At 40.7% G+C, this 19,286-nt stretch carries 14 protein-coding genes and 2 tRNA genes; 10 read left to right on the top strand and 6 right to left on the bottom strand.

The window, feature by feature from the left end; genetic code table 11:
* Positions 1-65: 65 nt before the first annotated feature.
* From gndA to tmaR, 3 genes are all read left to right on the top strand, one after another.
* A complete protein-coding gene (gndA, locus tag YWE_RS0108305; protein ID WP_029094102.1) occupies positions 66-1,469 on the top strand; it encodes an NADP-dependent phosphogluconate dehydrogenase in 1,404 nt (467 codons plus the stop codon).
* Between the two features lie 75 nt (positions 1,470-1,544).
* The gene (gene galE / locus YWE_RS0108300) at positions 1,545-2,564 is read left to right on the top strand and encodes a UDP-glucose 4-epimerase GalE (protein ID WP_029094101.1); all 1,020 of its coding nucleotides are present in this window, start codon (positions 1,545-1,547) and stop codon (positions 2,562-2,564) included.
* A gap of 118 nt (positions 2,565-2,682) precedes the next feature.
* Complete coding sequence (tmaR, locus tag YWE_RS0108295) at positions 2,683-3,000, top strand: PTS system regulator TmaR (RefSeq protein WP_029094100.1); 318 nt, start codon at positions 2,683-2,685, stop codon at positions 2,998-3,000.
* 140 nt (positions 3,001-3,140) lie between these two features.
* Here the strand turns inward: tmaR and ptsG are convergent, their stop codons facing one another.
* Positions 3,141-4,604 carry a PTS glucose transporter subunit IIBC gene (gene ptsG / locus YWE_RS0108290; RefSeq protein ID WP_029094099.1) on the bottom strand — a complete coding sequence of 488 codons (1,464 nt, stop codon included), beginning with the start codon at positions 4,602-4,604 and terminating at the stop codon, positions 3,141-3,143.
* A gap of 998 nt (positions 4,605-5,602) precedes the next feature.
* Complete coding sequence (locus YWE_RS0108285; RefSeq protein WP_029094098.1) at positions 5,603-7,036, bottom strand: sigma-54 interaction domain-containing protein; 1,434 nt, start codon at positions 7,034-7,036, stop codon at positions 5,603-5,605.
* A 195-nt stretch (positions 7,037-7,231) separates the two neighbouring features.
* Between YWE_RS0108285 and YWE_RS0108280 the strand changes: the two genes are divergently transcribed.
* The 6 genes from YWE_RS0108280 (at position 7,232) to YWE_RS0108255 (ending at position 12,855) form a co-directional block, all read left to right on the top strand.
* Entirely contained in the window at positions 7,232-8,017 is a 786-nt protein-coding gene (locus YWE_RS0108280; protein WP_029094097.1) for an AraC family transcriptional regulator, read from the top strand.
* Positions 8,018-8,341: 324 nt separating this feature from the next.
* Positions 8,342-9,610 carry an L-cysteine desulfidase family protein gene (locus tag YWE_RS0108275; RefSeq protein WP_036015502.1) on the top strand — a complete coding sequence of 423 codons (1,269 nt, stop codon included), beginning with the start codon at positions 8,342-8,344 and terminating at the stop codon, positions 9,608-9,610.
* Between the two features lie 8 nt (positions 9,611-9,618).
* Positions 9,619-10,851: a Zn-dependent hydrolase gene (locus YWE_RS0108270; RefSeq protein WP_029094095.1), complete on the top strand. Its 1,233-nt coding sequence runs from the start codon at positions 9,619-9,621 to the stop codon at positions 10,849-10,851.
* 59 nt (positions 10,852-10,910) lie between these two features.
* Positions 10,911-11,411 carry an L-2-amino-thiazoline-4-carboxylic acid hydrolase gene (locus YWE_RS0108265; RefSeq protein WP_029094094.1) on the top strand — a complete coding sequence of 167 codons (501 nt, stop codon included), beginning with the start codon at positions 10,911-10,913 and terminating at the stop codon, positions 11,409-11,411.
* A 1-nt stretch (position 11,412) separates the two neighbouring features.
* Complete coding sequence (locus tag YWE_RS0108260) at positions 11,413-12,117, top strand: DUF5058 family protein (RefSeq protein ID WP_029094093.1); 705 nt, start codon at positions 11,413-11,415, stop codon at positions 12,115-12,117.
* 15 nt (positions 12,118-12,132) lie between these two features.
* Positions 12,133-12,855: a hypothetical protein gene (locus YWE_RS0108255; protein WP_029094092.1), complete on the top strand. Its 723-nt coding sequence runs from the start codon at positions 12,133-12,135 to the stop codon at positions 12,853-12,855.
* Positions 12,856-13,280: 425 nt separating this feature from the next.
* Here YWE_RS0108255 and YWE_RS0108250 read toward each other — a convergent pair.
* Positions 13,281-13,356: transfer RNA gene (locus YWE_RS0108250), tRNA-Asn, on the bottom strand.
* A 441-nt stretch (positions 13,357-13,797) separates the two neighbouring features.
* On the opposite strand from YWE_RS0108250, the gene YWE_RS0108245 reads away from it, so the two are divergent.
* Entirely contained in the window at positions 13,798-16,347 is a 2,550-nt protein-coding gene (locus YWE_RS0108245) for a bifunctional diguanylate cyclase/phosphodiesterase (RefSeq protein ID WP_029094091.1), read from the top strand.
* Positions 16,348-16,564: 217 nt separating this feature from the next.
* On the opposite strand, the gene YWE_RS0108240 is transcribed toward YWE_RS0108245, so the two are convergent.
* From YWE_RS0108240 to YWE_RS0108225, 3 genes are all read right to left on the bottom strand, one after another.
* Positions 16,565-16,640 (bottom strand) — tRNA-Asn (locus tag YWE_RS0108240).
* A gap of 1,004 nt (positions 16,641-17,644) precedes the next feature.
* Entirely contained in the window at positions 17,645-17,857 is a 213-nt protein-coding gene (gene ydgT, locus YWE_RS0108230) for a transcription modulator YdgT (RefSeq protein ID WP_029094090.1), read from the bottom strand.
* A gap of 209 nt (positions 17,858-18,066) precedes the next feature.
* Positions 18,067-19,221, bottom strand: coding sequence for an iron-containing alcohol dehydrogenase (locus YWE_RS0108225; protein WP_029094089.1), 1,155 nt, complete (start codon positions 19,219-19,221; stop codon positions 18,067-18,069).
* Positions 19,222-19,286: the final 65 nt, after the last annotated feature.

Genomic DNA, 19,286 nt, shown 5'->3' with positions numbered 1-19,286 from the left:
ATAAATTAGTTGTTCACTTGTCGTATTTCCATCGGGTGAATGTTACCTATCAGCTAGGAGTCTCTATGTCTAAACAGCAAATCGGTGTCGTTGGTATGGCGGTCATGGGCCGTAATTTGGCACTGAATATTGAAAGCCGCGGTTATAGCGTTTCTATTTTTAACCGCTCCAGCGATAAAACCGATGAGGTGATTGCAGAGAATCCGGGTAAAAAATTGGTTCCTTGCCATAGCATTGAAGAGTTTGTGAATTCGTTAGAAAAACCACGTCGTATCCTATTAATGGTTAAAGCCGGCGAAGCAACGGATAAAACCATTGATTCACTGAAGCCTTATCTCGATAAAGGTGACATCCTCATTGACGGCGGTAATACTTATTTCCAAGACACTATTCGTCGTAATAAAGACCTGTCAGCTCTGGGCTTCAACTTTATCGGTACCGGTGTTTCAGGTGGTGAAGAGGGGGCATTAAAGGGGCCTTCAATCATGCCCGGCGGACAGAGAGAAGCCTATGAACTGGTTGCGCCAATTTTAGAGAAAATCGCAGCCAGAGTAGGCGATGAACCGTGCATTACCTATATTGGTGCTGATGGTGCAGGCCACTACGTTAAAATGGTACACAACGGTATTGAATACGGTGATATGCAGCTAATTGCAGAGGCTTATTCATTACTGAAATCAGTCGGTCTGTCTAATCCTGAACTGGCTGAAACCTTTACCGACTGGAATAAAGGCGAGCTGGATAGCTATTTAGTCGAAATTACCGCGGATATCTTCCGTAAGAAAGATGAGAATGGCCATTATCTGGTTGATGTCATTCTGGATGAAGCAGCACAAAAAGGTACCGGTAAATGGACCAGCCAAAGCTCTTTAGATCTTGGCGTGCCTTTATCTCTGATTACTGAATCAGTGTTTGCCCGTTACTTATCTGCGCTGAAAACTGAGCGAGTTGCAGCATCTAAGGTGCTATCAGGGCCTAAAACTCAGCCATTCACCGGTGATAAAGCTGAATTTGTTGAGAAGGTTCGTCGCGCGCTGTATTTAGGTAAAATTGTCTCTTATGCTCAGGGCTTTGCGCAATTAAAAGCCGCATCCGATGAGTTTAACTGGGACTTAAACTACGGCGAGATTGCTAAAATCTTCCGTGCCGGCTGTATTATTCGTGCTCAGTTCCTGCAAAAAATCACCGATGCTTATGCTGAAAATGGTGATATTGCTAACCTGTTGCTGGCCAGCTACTTCAAGAAAACGGCTGACGAATATCAACAGTCACTGCGTGACGTTATTTCTTATGCGGTTCAACACGGTATTCCGACTCCGACCTTGTCTGCAGCTATTGCGTATTACGACAGCTACCGTGCCGCCGTTTTACCGGCTAACCTGATTCAGGCGCAGCGTGACTATTTTGGTGCGCATACCTATAAGCGTACTGATAAAGACGGTGTATTCCATACCGAATGGATGGAATAATAGCTTTAAGCGATCTGCAAAAATCCGGGGATTCCCGGATTTTTTGTCAATAATGAACGGAAGGAATAGAGCGTTATGGCTATTTTAGTTACCGGTGGCGTCGGGTATATCGGTTCTCATACCGTTTTAGCTCTACTCAAACGTGGCGATGAGGTTATTGTATTAGATAACTTATCTAACTCGTCGCTGGTTGCGTTGAAACGGGTTGAAACCCTGGCGGGTAAGAAAGTTGTTTTCTACCAAGGTGATATTCTTGATCGAAGCTGCTTACAACAGATTTTTGCGCAACATACTATTGATAGCGTTATTCACTTTGCCGGGCTTAAAGCGGTGGGTGAGTCGGTAGTAAAACCGCTTTCTTATTATCAAAATAACGTAACCGGTTCTTTAGTTCTGCTGGAAGAGATGCGTCATGCCGGCGTTAAAAATATTATTTTCAGCTCTTCGGCCACGGTCTACGGGATGGTCGACGTTGTACCTATTACTGAAAATGCTCCGGTTGGTGGTACCACAAATCCTTACGGCACATCGAAACTGATGGTTGAGCAGATTTTGCAAGATTTTGTTCGGGCTGAGCCTGACTATACTGTTATTACGCTGCGTTATTTTAACCCGGTAGGTGCGCATGAATCAGGGTTAATCGGCGAAGATCCTAACGGCATTCCCAATAACTTACTGCCTTATATCTCTCAGGTAGCGGTAGGGAAACTGACTGAACTCGCTATTTTTGGTGATGATTACCCGACCAAAGATGGTACCGGCGTTCGAGATTATATCCATGTGATGGATTTAGCTCAGGGCCATTTAAATGCTCTAGATGCTCTGAAAAACCATCAGGGATTTAGTGCTTATAACTTAGGGACAGGTATCGGATATTCCGTATTGGAGATGATTAAGTCCTTTGAAAAGGTTTCAGGAAAAGCTATTCCTTACCGTATTGCTCCCCGTAGAGAAGGTGACATTGCAGAGTGCTGGTCAGACCCTTCTTTAGCTGAGAAAAAGCTAGGGTGGAAAGCGACGCGTGATTTAACTGCTATGATGCAAGATACTTGGAACTGGCAGAGCAATAACGTAAACGGTTATGCCTCCGAATAACAATGTGATAGAAAAGTATCATTTAAGTAGCAGTTAAGGTTTTAGTTACGTACTATTCCAAAGAGCTATTTTGATTTAGTCAGCCAAGATTTCTTATTTCTTAAGTAAGGGTACTATGATGGAAAACGTGAACAAACCTTCATTTCAAAACGTGCTGGAATATGTGCGTTTGTCCCGCCGTAAAAACAAACTGAAGCGTGATATTGTGGATAACGAAAAGAAAATTCGTGACAACCAGAAGCGAGTGCTGTTACTGGAAAATCTGAGTGACTATATCAAGCAGGGCATGAGCATTGAAGACGTTCAGGCTATCATCGCTAATATGAAGAGTGACTATGAAGAGCGTGTTGATGAATACATCATCAAGAATGCTGAGCTGTCAAAAGAGCGTCGTGATATCTCTCAAAGCATGAAGGCTAAAGCCGACGTTAAGTAATATTTTCAGCCGTAACTCAATACCAAAGGCCCCGTATTTACGGGGCTTTTTACATTTGAGATTGTTGCCAATGACTAATAGAAATAAAAATGCCGTGGTTGATGTCACGGCATTTTACTCATTAGAGACCCACAGAATAGCTAGTTATTACGAATATACTCATCCATATCGCTCTTGAGGTTATCTGACTTGGTCCCGAAAATAGCCTGAATGCCAGAGCCTGCCACAACAACGCCTGCCGCGCCAAGACGCTTTAGCTTCTCTTGATCTACCTGAGAAACATCGGCAACACCGACTCTTAATCGAGTAATACAGGCATCTAAGTTAGTGATATTTTCTTTTCCACCAAATGCAGCAACCAGGTCAGCAGCCATATTGGTGCCGGTTGCCGCTTTAACGGCGTCTTTCGGAGTATCATCTTCACGTCCCGGGGTTTTCAGGTTCAGTTTGATAATAGCCACCCGGAATATTGTGTAGTAGAGCAGGGCGTAAATCGGGCCGACAATAAAGAATAGCCAGCCGTTTGTCGATAAGTGATAAAACAGCGAGAAGTCAATGGCACCGTGTGAGAAGGTCATTCCGTGCTTCATCCCCAGCAGGATGGCAATTACATAGGCTGAGCCGGCCAAAAGCGCATGGATAACGTACAGCACTGGCGCTACGAACATAAAGGCGAATTCAATAGGTTCGGTGATACCGGTTAAGAATGATGTCAGAGCCGCCGAAATCATAATACCGCCAACTTTTGCCCGGTTTTCTGGCTTAGCTGTGTGCCACATAGCAATAGCGGCTGCTGGTAGTCCCCACATCTTAAATAAGTAACCGCCAGCCATATTTCCGGCGGTAGGATCGCCCTGAAGATAACGTTGGATCTCACCGGTAATCCAGCGACCATTCTCTGCTTTACAGATATTTTCGCTGATAATGGTAGCAACAACTTTATTGTCAATAACGCAGGCTTGGCCGGCTTCATAGAAGAACGGAACGTTCCAGATATGGTGCAAACCGAAAGGAATTAATGAACGTTCCACTACGCCATAGATACCGAAGGCCATAGCCGGGTTCTGGTAAGCCGCCCACTGTGAAAATGCACCAATAGCTTTGCCGATTGGCGGCCAAATAAAGGAAAGGGCAACACCTAAAGCGATACAGATAAATCCCGTGATAATAGGGACAAAACGCTTTCCGGCAAAGAAGCCTAAATAATCGGGGAGTTTAATACGATAGAAGCGGTTAAACAGATAACCCGCCAGGCCACCGACTAAAATACCGCCCAGAACACCGGTGTCGATCTTAGCAACGCCCAAAACGCCGGCCATAACGCCTAATGTTGCCGCCATAATTCCATAGCCGACGATGGCGGCCAGACCTGCAACGCCATCGTTATTGGTAAAGCCTAAAGCAACACCAACGGCAAACAGTAACGGCATTTGATCGAATATCGAACTTCCTGACTTCTCCATCACGTCAGAGACAATTGTGGGTAACCAGCTAAAGTGCGCTGCACCAACACCGAGTAATATACCTGCAATAGGTAAGACGGAAACGGGCAGCATCAGCGCCTTACCGACTTTTTGCAGGTTAGCAAAGAGATCTTTGAACATGAAAAACGCTCCGGAGCATGTATGTTTTAAGTGAGAACGGTGTATGTAAAGCTGGTCTAAAACTGTCGATTTTTCAGTCAGGCTTATTTATTTCACAGCGTAAAATAAATAAAAGTTACATTAGGTGATTATGATCACAAATCATTAAATACATTTGAATGGTGAGTAAATAAAATCGTTTTTTGAGTGTAGACGACTACATGAGATTCACCAGAAAGAGCGAGGCGAAATTTATCAATAACGGTCTCTTTTTACTTAGTATGGGGGCCCAGCATATCGGTACCCGATCATATTTTGTGGTTTTTATTGTGTGATATCAGCAACTTTCAACTCGCTTAGTCACTAATAAATTAGGGGTTATAAAATTATAAATGCACTGTATTTAAAAACAGTATTGACAACTAAATTTAAATGGTTAAATTGGTTGTTAACGCAGACGGAATCGGGCTTTCAGGCGATTTATAGGTTGTCTGTGTTTTAGTAAATATACGCGATAAAGGCCTCGTAGTTAACCAATGTTAATTGGACATCGTCACGATGGGGGATATATTAAATCAGTTATATCGTGATGGGAGTCAGGCCTCGAAGTTAAGAGTATCATCGCGGCAGGAACAGAAAATTAGCGCGATAAAGGCCCTGTAGTTGTAGTCAATGTTCGCGATTAATGGGTATTTTTACATTGATTTAGAATATCGCGACGAATGTAAGGCCATGTAGTAAATACATATCGCGAGGGTGGTGTACTAAGTTAGTGAGTCAGACAATCGATGAGCTAATATGAATGTTTAGGGAATTATGTGTTTTAAGTTAATAAATCGGAGGAATTGTTCGCTACAAATACTTAATTTTTCTCTTATGAACGTGTACATCTAGTAGCAGTATCAGTTATAACTTATTGAAGTAATTAATGTTAAATTCTAAGTATGCAGTAACCTAAAAGCCCTGACAATTCGTCGGGGCTTTTTTCGTTCACTGGCTTGTCGGGTAAGGCACCTCCATTAGCCTCTTTGCTGCAGTTTATATTCAGCTATTTTCCGATACAGGGATGAGACTGATATACCGAGTTGATTAGCCAACTGCTTTTTTCCATTTGCACTGTACGTCGTGGAGATTAGTGAGTGTAACAGCTGGCTTTCTTGTATTTTGAGCATTGATTTTAGCGACCGGGAAGATTCTGTTTTCATCTCTGGTATATGACGCATTGATGGCGGGATATCACTTTCGTCGATCTCTCCGCTCATTTTGATATTGGTTAAGTATTCAAAGAAATTTTTTAGTTCTCTGACATTTCCCGGCCATAAGTAGGTTTTTAATATATCAAGAACATTATTATTGATGATGATTTCTTTACTAAATTTATGGTTAAAGTGGTTTAGAAAGTGCTCTGAAAGCAGCTGTATATCGTTTTTTCTTTCCCTTAACGGCGGAATATGAAGCGGAATAACATGAATCCGGTAATAGAGATCTTCCCGAAATTTTTTCTCTTGAATCAAATGCTGTAAATTCTGATTTGTTGCACAGATAATTTTTACATTAATAGCAATATCATCTTTCCCGCCAATACGTTGGATTGTCTTTTCTTGCAACACGCGTAGTAGCCTTGTTTGAGCGGTAAGTGGCATCTCTCCCACTTCATCAAGAAACAAAATACCATTATTGGCTAACTCGAATTTGCCTATGCTTCCCTCTCTGTTGGCGCCGGTAAAAGCGCCTCGTTCATAGCCAAACAACTCACTTTCAATTAAATTTTCCGGTATTGCACCACAGTTAACTGATATGAGCGGATGCGCGGACCGGTTACTTGATTGATGAATAATTTTGGCTAATACATCTTTACCTGTTCCGCTCTCTCCCGTGATAAGAGTGGTTGAATCCGAGTTTGCCGTTTGTTTTGCGGTCTCAAGCAGTTTTTTAACTCGGGAATCAGCGCTAATAAATTCAACTTTAGATTTATTCTGTATTTGGCTGAGATTAGACTTTAATGGAATTTTAACAATTGAAACTAATAGCTGGCTTGCTAACAAGGTACTAATGCATTTTAAAAAATCTATATAGCTTTTATCATTATTGATCAGCGTTTCTTTAGATTCTTCGGTAAATGCAATCAGGCTGATAACGCCAATAATGTCATTGTTGTATTTTATTGGATAGGCTATATCAGCCAACTCAGAGCAACTTCGATACCTAGCACAGGAATAACAAGCGGAAAATCTCGTTTTCTTACACATGATATTAGGTAATCCTGAGCTAAACACGTCTTGATAGAATTTCGTTTTATGAATCGTATTTCCGATCTCAGTAGAATAACGGTTTGTCCCTGCTATCCTGACTAAATTATTATCCACGACGGTTATATCAAGCTTTAATACTATCGCAATCGTATTAATATAAGATTGAATAAAATTTTCAATGTTCTTAAGGGACATAGTCATAATCTACACCATTTATAATCAAATTATGATAAGTTCTATTAATGGGTCTTTTTTGTTACAAAAATTGATTTAAACTAGATATAAAATGATTGTGCCATTTTATTGGCTTATACATATAGAGAGATTCAGCCATAATGTATCGCTAAACAGCCATTGTGAATAATAGGTAAGCAATTTGTTTGTGGGGTAAATGATATGAGCCAAATAATTTTACCGGCATATGGCGATGAGCTGCCATCACCGATATTTCCTCGCATAGTTTTTATGCCTAAGAATGGTATTTATCCTAAGCACCAACATGGTTGCGGAGAGTTTAACTTTTGCTATCGAGGGGTAATGAAAATTCATATAGATGATAAACATTTTCTTGTCCCACCTCAGTATGGTTTATGGCTACCACCAAGGGTTGAACATATTGCATTTAATAATTGTGAAGTCGTACATTGTTCTTTGTATATCTTATCTGAATATTGTGAGTCTCTGCCTAAGCAACCAACGATATTGCTCCTAAATCCATTAATTAGAAGTATCTTATGGACTTTACAGAACAATGAAATTATTTTTCCTGAAACGGATAAAGAGAAGCGTTTACTCCAAGTTTTAGTCGATCAACTGTGTGAAATGCCTAAAGTGGACAGTTATTTACCGACTTCAAACGATCGCATTCTTAAGCCTATTCTGCAATTTCTGGATGATAACCCTCACTCTTGCCTGTCTCTTTCGCAGCTAGCTCGCCAATTTAATACAACAGAAAGAACGTTAATGCGCAGAAGTAAACAAGAGCTAGGTATTACATTAGGAGAATGGCGCCAGCGGTTACGAGTCATCAAGGCATTATCTCTGTTGGGCGAAACGGATTATACCATTGAGTCAATTGCATTTGAGCTAGGTTATAACAGCGCATCAGCGTTAATTTCTATCTTTCGTAAATTAATGAGGGTGTCCCCTGCGGAGTTCAGAAAAAAATTACGGGATGTTTAAACCAAGCGAAATTACTCACTGGCTGTTGCTTATGCTCATTCTTATTTTTAAGAATTTTTACCATATTTAGTTAATTAAATAAAATCAATATGTTAGGTTGGTAATCAGGCTTAAAGCCAAATATATTCCTAACAATAATAAAAATTTGTATAAATCTACGCCAACTCATTTTGTTATTTTTTGTGACTCTACTCACATATAATTAATTAGGGGTCGAAGCTATTTATTGATTTTTAATGAATTAATGATATTGGCTTTTATTTTAAATGAGGTTGGCATGCTCCTTGCTCTATATATCTTATAACACATGAATTAAGGATATATATGAGTATTGAATTGAAGTTAATTAAATTATTACGTGATGAAATGGTATTGGCATTGGGTTGTACAGAACCTATTTCTATCGCTTATGCCTCTTCGTTAGTGACTAAATATTTAGCGCATAAACCAGAATCGCTGCTTGCACAATGTAGTGCAAATATGGTTAAAAATGTGAAAAGCGTCATTGTCCCTAATTCCGGTGGAATGAAAGGCATTCCCGTAGCCTGTTTATTGGGTGCTTATTTTGGCTGTTCAGATAAAAAACTAGAGGTTTTGTCTGATATAACGCCAGAACAAATTGAACAATGTCAGCGCTTAATTCCACAGATTCCTTGCTCAATAGAGCTGCTTGAAAGTCATGCCACATTGCATATCATTATTACTGGAAAATATAAGAATGATACGGTCAGCGTTGAAATTCGAGATGGGCACACGAATGTAGTTAGCATTATCCGCAATGGTGAACAACTCTGTTCTCAATTAGATGAGATCGATAACAACCCACAGGATAGTCATTCGATAAATGGGATTACTCTTCAGGAGATTATCCATTTCTCTCGATATAGTGACTACACCTCGCTTATCGATCTATTAGATCAAGAGATTCAATATAACTTACAAATAGCGCAAGAAGGCCTTAATAATCCCTATGGTGTCAATGTGGGTAAAACCATTTTATTAACATCTGATAATAGTCCTAAGAATCGCGCTAAAGCATATGCTGCATCCGGATCTGACGCCAGAATGGGCGGATGTGATTTACCGGTTATGATTAATTCCGGGAGTGGTAATCAGGGGCTCACCGTTTCATTGCCCGTTATCATTTATGCTCAAGAGCTTAATTCATCTCAAGAAGAGCGCTATCGGGCATTGCTCCTTAGCAACCTTATTGCTCTGTATGAAAAATCCTATATCGGAAAATTGTCTGCTTATTGCGGCGTCGTTTGTGCTGCCAGCGGTAGTGCCGCAGGGATTACTTTATTGAGAAAGGGCACTGATGAGCAAATTGAATACTCAGTCATTAATACACTCGGGACGCTATCCGGCATGATTTGTGACGGTGCAAAGGCTTCGTGTGCAGCCAAAATTGCTACCTGTGTTGAAACTGCCGTTATGTGTCATGAGATTGCAATGAAAAATGACGTATTACAACCCGGTGACGGCATCGTTAAATCTTCGGTAGACCACACGATAAAGGCCGTCGGAAGGCTAGCCAGCCAGGGAATGAGGCAAACGGATCAAGAAATATTAAACATTATGTTAGGGGAGTAGGCGGCGTTATGGCGAATCAATCACGTTTAAAAAAAGATATTGAGACACTGCGTCATATTTCAGAGCCCTGTAATGGTGGCGTGACCCGAATTGGGCTTACTGCTACATACCGACAGGGTGTGGAATATCTTAAGCAACAGATGCAGGAAATCGGGCTGATTATTAAAGAAGATGATGTGGGCAATGTGTATGGGATCTTGCTAGGAAAAGATCCGGCATTACCGAGCATTGTCAGTGGCTCTCATCTCGATACAGTCAGAAACTCAGGCGCATTTGATGGTATTGCCGGCGTAGTGTGTGCGCTAGAAGCCGTTAGAATACTAAAAGAAAACAATATTCAGTTAAGCCATAGCGTTGAAGTATTGGCAACGGTTGAAGAAGAAGGCACTCATTTTGGGACGGTGTTGTTAGGCAGCCGGTTTATTTCCGGAGAGTTTTCCGAGCAGGATAAAGATCGGCTGTATAACGATCGGGGAAATAGCCTACGCGAAGTGCTCACAGACTATTTAGGTCATCGGGTTGTTCAACCCGCTTTCCGCGCTCCGGAGTCGATCAAAGCTTTTTTAGAGCTGCACGATGAACAAGGGCCGGTATTAGAAGCAACCAATATTGATATTGGTATTGTCGATAGTATCGTCGCTATACAGCAAATGGTAATTACAATTACCGGATTTGCTGGCCATGCCGGAACGGTACCCATGACCTTGCGGCAAGATGCGGGGGTGGCCGGCTGTTTATTCGTCACTGAGCTTAATCGTTTTATTCTTCGTCAATACGCTGATAGTGCAACGTTAACGGTAGGAAAATTTTCACTGCAGCCTAATTCCGCTAACTGTATTCCAAATCAATGCCAATTTACCTTAGATATCCGCTCTGGCGATGCAAAAATTCTTGAAGATATTGACAGGTATATTCATCAGCAAGCGTTATTAATTCAACAAGAATGTAATACTGCATTTGATATTAACAATATTTCTTATAAATCTCCGGTAGTGATGAATGAAGCATTAAGACAGCTGATTATTCATTCATGCGAAAAACTCAATTTATCATATCGACACATGAATAGTGGCGCGGGCCATGACGCCATGATTATGGCGGGAGTTTGCCCGTCAGCCATGCTGTTTGTGCCCTGCTATAAGGGCATCACTCATCATCCTGATGAAAATGTTACTTGGGAAAATATGGCAAAGGGAACCGAGGTGTTATTTCACACCATGATTGCATTAGACCAGAGCTAATTATTTGTATCGTAAATATACCGTTATAAACACGTTAATCATTAAATAAGGAATAACTCATGAAAGATCATAAAGTAGAAAGTAATAAAATCGCCGATGATTTAGAGCCTGTATCTATGTATCAAATGTTTGCCAGAATGTTTGTTGCATTAGCCAAAGAGGTTGTTGATGAGTTTGGTGAAAAAGGTGAAGAGGCTATTAAGCGAGGTGTCTGGAAATTTGGCGAGGAGCGAGGAAAAGATATTGCCAGAAGAGCCCATGCTCGCGGACAAAAAAATGACAGCGACAATTATTTAGTCAGCTATGACATGGACCGTAGCGATGAATTTGAGAGCGTTGATAGTTATGGTGATGGATATGTAGAACAGCTTTTTACGCGCTGTGTTTTTGCCAGTGAATTTCAGAAATTGGGCATGGAAAAATATGGCATGCTCTATTGTGAAATGATTGATCCGTCTATTGCATATGGCTTTAATCCGAAGTTGAAATGCATCCACCAAAAACATTTCTTTACCGATAATGTATGCACCTTCTGCTTCAAGATGGAAGAAGGGGAGTGATATGACAGAACAGTATAGCGACATTGCCAATAGCTGGATTTTATGGATGGCAGCAGCTCCCGCACTCTGTTTTGTTTTCGCTCAAGCTTTTCTATTTTTCAGAAAAAGTTTACGCACGGCAAAAGAGATTGGCATTTCTGATGCTAAAGTCAGCAGTGCCATTCGGGGGGCATCAATTGCATCAATTGGCCCTTGTTTTATGATGTTGTCAGGCATTCTGACACTGATGTTGTATGTCGGTGCCCCGATGGCCTGGATGAGGGTTGATTTCATTGGCTCTGTTGCCGATGCCCTTATGGAAGCCGCTTTTACCGCTGATGGAATGGGATTAACGTTAGGTAAAAGTGAACTTAATGCCAGCTATCTCTGTGCGGCGGCCATTGTAATGACGACATGTGGGCTACCATTCTTATTATTTGTTTCATTCTTCGCTCATCGAATGGATAAAGTGAATAAGGTTATATCCGGAGGCAATGTTCACCTGATTCCAATCATTGGCAGTGGTGCATTGATTGGTAGCTTTGGTGCATTAACCATGAACTTTGGTTATCCCTTAGGAGCCAATACCCTAGCCATTATTTCCTCTGCGTCCGCAATGGCTGGTATTACTCTTTATAATCGAAAAGCAAATATTCAATGGTTAAAAGAATGGGGATTAACCATTTGTATGGTCATCGGAATGACTGTGGCTGTGATCGCTAAATAAAAATGGACCATAATAATGAAAACGAAAAGTGATATTTTTGAAAAAGACTACATGCCTTATATTGTTAGCCGCGGAAAATGGTGCACTCGTTCAGTATTACTGGTGGCCTATTTACCTGTGTTAGTTTTATTATTTTATTTTGATGCCCAGCCAACGGCAGATAGTATTTTTACGGGTATGGTCTCGATGCTATCTATTTTATTGCCATGGTATATTGTCGACCCAATGTCACTGCAATCTATCTTTGGGGTTCCCGGGCTCTATTTATCCTATATGGCCGGGAATACCAAAGAGGTCCGGGTTCCTGCTGCAACTCAGGCTCTGAACGCTGCAGGGTATCAATTAGGAACGCCGGAAGGCACTATTATTACCGCTATTGGGATTTCAGTTTCTATATTTATCAGTCTGACTTTAATGACATTTCTTGCCGTTGCCGGGCAAGTGATCATTGAGCACCTTCCTCAAGCAATACTGGATGCATTACAGTTTTTATTACCAGCACTTTTTGGCGCGCTCTTTATGGATAGGTTATTAAATAGTCCATTAAGATTATCGCTAAGTGCTTTACCGGTTATTTTTATTGTTAAGTTATTAAGTATATTAGGTATTTTTACCGTGTTACCCTTTGGTGGAGGATATGCCTCGATCATTATTTGTGTTGTAACATGTATGTTATTAGCTAAGGTGCTATTTGTACCAAAAGAAGAAGTCGTACCAAAAGAAGAGGGAGGCCATTAATTATTCCCTTTTTCCTTTTCACATTTAATGAAAATAGCATTATCGATTAAATCAATTTTGGCTGGCTGATTTTATTTTTAATTAACATGGCAGGGTAACGAGACTGGGTATTAAAAATAAAAACTCTGAGTAAATTAAGGTTAAAACTTACGTTAGCCGGGTTGATTGAATAAATTAATATTGGTTAATGTTAATTTCTAAGAATGCAGTAACCTAAAGGCTCCGACAGTTTATCGGGGCTTTTTCTTTCAATGAGAATTACCTGTGATTGCCCGCCTGGCTAATGGAGTGAGGGAAAGGTTACCGATGAAGCACAATACTAATGACCAGATATTAAAAAACCCCGGAATGTCACCATTCCGGGGTTTTAAACTGTCTAATCTCAAGAGCTGTTCAGACTCATCTGAACTTCTTGAAATCTAATATGGCTCCTCTGACTGGACTTGAACCAGTGACATACGGATTAACAGTCCGCCGTTCTACCGACTGAACTACAGAGGAATCGTTTGAACGGAACGAATCATATCCGCCAACAGTGGTACTGTCAACTGCTCTAAAAGTGAATCCGGCTCGTTTGCTTATACTTCGTGCAATTAAGCTGATGAGTGTTTCTATTTTAGTCATTTAGTGAGTCTGCTATTGATTTATTCCAATGATAAAAAAGCCAAATCCTCTAATAGCGGTTCTGTTTAAATTTAGTGACTACGAATAAAAATGACTAGCGGGATGGGTACCGTAAGATAATTATTACCTGTTGGGTGTTTACGTCAGTAATTCAAGAATATTTCTTGAATCAGCCCGGTTGTGACTGAAAGTAATATAGACTTAATAGCAGGGAGCCATGGGCAGTTAGTATCGCAGGACTGTCGGGGCAACAAGGCCAGAAGGATTTGCTCAAACTAAGCTATAATAGATTGTTTTTTCACTAGATATGGTGGGTATGTGCGAGTACTAAATACAGTATCTTTAAAGCTGGTAGTGACATCGCTTTTTGTTTTTATTTTGACCATCATGTTTGGTTCGGCCATCTTTTTACAACTGCGAAATGAAAACCTGATATTTAACGGACTGGGTGAAAAAATAACCTCAGCCCAGATCGAAACCGTTCAGAATAACTTATTTAACTTTCTTAAAGTCCCTGTTCAGTCTAACGCCGCCGTTGAAATGGCCATGCGCGAGATTTTAACCGACGATCTGGAAGACCTGCAGGAGTTTGAGTCTCCGCTAAGAAGAACATTGCGGCGAATATTTCCGTATTCCCCTCAATTAAGCCTTGTCGCTTTCGGTTCGACCAATGGGGATTATATCGGTGTAAGCAGAGGGGCTCAGGCAGACAGCTTTATGCTTATTTTGAAAGATTCCAGAACGGACGGCGTGTTGAATTTTTATTCCGGAATATCAATGGAGAGTCCGGTACGTAATGCAATTCATCATTATGACCCCCGTATGCGCTCTTGGTATCGTGACGCAGATAAAAATAAGCTCTCATCCTGGAGCGTTGCCTACCAAGATATAGACGATCTCAAAGGGATTAGCATTTCATACAATAGCCCGATTTATGATGTGAATAAGCGTTACGTTGGCGTAGTCTCCAGCGACATTAAGCTGGAGAAATTCAATCACTATCTCAGAGAGATACCTAATTTAGGTCACGGGGTTATTTTTATTGTAAATGGCGATAATAAAATTATTTCCCATTCAACGGTAGAAAAAGAGGTGTTGGCGACATCTCAGGGTTTGGCCAGTTTGGAAAATGCGCGATTAATGTCTCCGGCAGACAGTGACAGCAAAATTATACGCAGTATTGCCCCTTATCTGGCCGATCGTAATATCACTAAAATTACCTTTGATGTTGATGATGAAATTTTTTATGTACGTGTTGTTCCCGTGGGGGAAGAACTTGGCCTGCAAAACTGGCGTATGGCCGTTATTGTCCCGCAAAATGATTTGGTCGGTATATTCAATAAAGACCGGATAATTACCATCTTTTCAGTGGTGCTTATTTTTATCATTGGCGTCACCCTGGCATGGATCACGTTAGCTAAAATAACGGCCCCGATTTTAGAGGTTGCTAAACAGGCGAGGCTTATTGCCAAGCTCAAGTGGGTACCGGCAAAAGAGACCCGGTTTGAACTTAAGGAGATCAAACTGCTAAATGATGCCTTCAATGATATGTCCTTAACCCTTTCTAAGGCCTTCTCCAGTTTAAAACGTCAGGTCTACTACGACTCAATAACCGGGTTATTGAGTAAAGAAGGCTTAATGGAAAGAATGCGTGAATTAGCAACTCAGGAAGAACAGAATCTCTGGAAAGGATTGATATTGATAAGCTTAGATAACGTAAATGAAATCAATAACACTCTTGGATATAAACAAGGGGAATCACTCCTGCGTGAGTTTGTTAAACGCCTTTTGGAAACGGTACCCGTCAATGCGCTTCTTGCCCGAATCAATGATTCTGAGTTTGCGATTTGTTATCCCTATAGCTTTGAGCATAAGATTTGTTCGCTAGAAATTAAGAAATATATCGATATCTTTTCTAGCTTAAGTAGTGATGAAGGCGAGCATTTGCTATTTGTTGGGAATATTGGTTTTGTTAACGGTGAGTTCGATGATAAAGCGCTGAATGATAATCTGCGTAATGCCTCTGTTGCACTGGCTGCGGCGAGAAAAAAAGGCAGCGGTGCCTATGAAGTCTATCACCCGGATATGATGACTATAGCCGTGAATAACACCCGTATGCTGACTAATTTAAACCAGGCGATGACCAACAATGAGTTTCTGGTCTATTTTCAACCGATAGTCAAACTTGAAGATAGCTCAGTGATTGGGGCTGAAGCGTTGATACGTTGGAACAGCAAAGTATATGGCATGGTGGCCCCTTATATATTTATCCCGCTGGCTGAGGAGTCCGGTTTGATTTTATCGATTGGGCGGTGGGTTTTGCATGAGTCGTGTCGTCAACTGTCAGAAAAAATAAAAGCCGGCTGGCCGGCGGACTTTGAACTTCACATCAACGTATCCGTGCGGCAACTGATGCAGCCTGACTTCTATGGCTATATTACGACTGTTTTGGATGAGTTTAATCTATCGCCTAAAAACCTCACCTTAGAAATTACCGAATCGCTGATTATGGAAAGCAATCCAGTGATTAAGGATCAATTAACGCGGATTCGCGCTTTCGGTATCTCGATTGCAATTGATGATTTTGGTTCTGGTTTTTCGAGCCTTTCATACCTGCATAACCTGAATTTCGACTGTTTGAAGATCGACCGTGATTTTGTCAGCAGCGTGCTGAATAGCGCTAAGAGTGAAGCTATCATTTCAGCCGTTATCCGGTTAGCTGACGGCTTATCGGTACCATTGATAGCCGAAGGTATCGAAACACAAGAAATGGCGCAGAAACTGTTTAAGTTGGGCTGCCTGAGGGCACAGGGTTATTACTTTGGGCGCCCGATTCCGTTAGAAGAATGGGATATGCCAATATATTGATGCTCTGAGTCAGTATAGGTTTTGTGCCTAGCCCAGATTAGGGTATCGATAAGCCAACCCTCTGAATCGGGCTGTATATCAATATCGATGAATTAAGCTTATATAAGTGAGTTGGCAAATGCTGCAGACGTAAAAAAACCAGAGGGTTTATTCTCTGGTTTTTTTAACTCTATTTTATGACTTGCTTAGACTCATCTAAACGTCATAAAACTATATATGGCTCCTCTGACTGGACTCGAACCAGTGACATACGGATTAACAGTCCGCCGTTCTACCGACTGAACTACAGAGGAATCGTTTGAACGGGGCGAATCATATCTAGCTACTCATAGACTGTCAACGCTAAATTGTTATCTTTAACCTGAGTGTTCACCAACTGAGCAAATTGGTGTGTTGTTAACCTGCGTTTGGGGTTACTTGTCTGCTCTGTTGGGGCGATCTTAGTTAAGAGTAGGGGCGTGTTTGTTTATCTAGCCATCAGAGTCGATTTTTAACCAGCCAACTGCTCAGATGTTCCTGCTGGCAGCGTCTAGCTGAGTAATATCACTGAATCTATAAAATTTGCGACAGCAGCCATCATATTGATGAATATTAAAGATTTTAAGGGTTAACAAGGTGGTTAGGTTTTTGTGTTTTAATCAGATTGAAGAAATTGGACCTTGCGGTATTAAATGATATTAGATTACTTATTGAAAAATATGGAAATAAATAATTATTAACATTTTGTCATAATCAGACTCAAGGATTCGGGGCTGAACCGGAACCGGCATTGTTTATATATGATAAACAGAGCGTGTTAGTGTTAGCTGGACAAAACGCAAGTGGAAACAAACTATATATGAATAGTTTGTTTCATATTATTGACTATATACTGCGCTTAAAAACTTTATTAGCTCATTTTTTATTGGTTTTAATTGTTAATTTATTTGGTTGGACCGTTTGATGTGCTTATCAGATTAAGTCCCTTATTCTTTGATTTGGTGCAATTTTAGATTAATTTTATACCCCGTATTAAATATACGTAAAATCAAAGTGGGTATATTAAGAAATATTTTATTTGTTTCTCAATGCTAATAGCTACCTTAAGAGATAGCTATTATTACATGAGAGTCATATCTAAATAACGATGATACATATGAAGTAAATGGCATAAAAAACAAACAGCAGGGCAAATTAGTAAAAAACCACATGACAGTGTGTCTAATGTTTACAGTTTAGCATCAGGTTTTATATAACTATCTAAAAACAAAGGGTAAACACAATGTGTTTATCATTAGCTTTAGTTGTAAATATAGAACTATTTAACCTGAGACCAAAGAGATTTAGGAACTTTACCTAAGTCGAACAGTTTACCTGCGACTAGCTCTGCACGCCGATGGTCGGCAGCACGATACATATTGGCAAGAATATTATTATCAACTAAAGAATAGTTTAGTTTGTCATATAGGCGCTCTAAACTGTCATGATTTGAACATTTGCGGAACATCATTAAATAATCAATATCGCTCATTATTTTTTACTTTAATAGATTTAATTGGAAGGTGAATCCAGATCGGCCATGTACATCATTAATTAAATGTTACAGCTGGTGGTAATATATCTGGAGATTATATAACACAGGGTTGTGAGCAGTAGCATAGCCGAGTGATAACACTATCATAGTATGCCGACAGGAAATGAACAAGTCTTTATAACGTTATTCTGTCCTGTCGGCTGATTTTAGTAACTCAAACTTAGAATTTTTCGTACTTCTATTACACCTATATCTTTATGTTCACCTAATGGTAACAAATTAAATTTCTCTAAATAGATAATGGCTTCATCAATAGATGATTCAGGAATACCATATGCCCTGAGGTAAGTCGGAATACCCATATCCTCAAAAAACGTTCTGGTCAGGCTTATTGCATGGTTAATTCGCTGTTCTTCGCTACCATCAGTTAAGCCCCAGACACGTTCTGCATATTGAAGAAGCTTCAGACGCTTAGACTCTTTTTGAATTTCAAGAACTGCCGGCAGAATAATAGCCAACGTTTGGGCATGGTCTAATCCATGGTAAATAGTGAAGTAATATCCCATCCGATGAGAAGACCAGTCTTGCGGAACACCGACGCCTATAAGGCCATTGAGGGCCTGAGTGGCACTCCACATGATAGCTGCTCTGACGTCATAATTTTCAGGCTCTACCAGCGCTTTAGGGCCTTCTTCGATCAATGTGAGCATTAGGCCTTCGGCGTATCGGTCTTGAACTTTACCGTAAACCGGATAAGTCAGATATTGTTCTACCACATGGATAAAAGCATCGACAACGCCATTAGCCGTTTGATGTGGCGGTAAAGTATATGACTTTCTTGGATCTAATATAGCAAACTGAGGGAATAGCAGCGGGTTCTTGTTACTGAGCTTGGCATTCAATGCGGTATTAGAGATAACCGAAGTTCCGTTCATTTCAGAACCGGTTGCTGGCAAGGTCAGTACACAACCTACCGGTAAGGCTTTTTTAATTGGCGTACTGCCAATCCAAGCTTGCCAAGCGTCGCCTTCGAAATACACCGCGGCAGCAATAAATTTCGTACCATCAATGACGGAACCGCCACCAACGGCAATCAGATAATCTATCTGCTCGGTTTTAACGATCTCGACTGCCTTCATCAAGGTGTCATAGTGAGGGTTCGGCTCTATACCGCCAAATTCGATATATTTACGTGAACCTAAAGCCTGAATAACTTCATCCATTGTGCCGTGCTTTTTAGCACTTCCGCCGCCATAGGTGACAAGAACTCGGGCATTGGCCGGAATTTGTGCATCGAGATCTTTAATTCGATGGCTGCCAAAGATAATGCGGGTTGGATTATAGTAATCAAAATTAAACATATCTTGCTCCATTAACGGATTCCCTGAACAGGGACGAACGAGTTTGTGGGCGCTTTAGTCAGTCA

Source organism: Budvicia aquatica DSM 5075 = ATCC 35567 (assembly GCF_000427805.1).
In the GTDB taxonomy this organism is placed as follows: domain Bacteria; phylum Pseudomonadota; class Gammaproteobacteria; order Enterobacterales; family Enterobacteriaceae; genus Budvicia; species Budvicia aquatica.
This window is presented reverse-complemented; position numbering and strand designations above follow the sequence as displayed.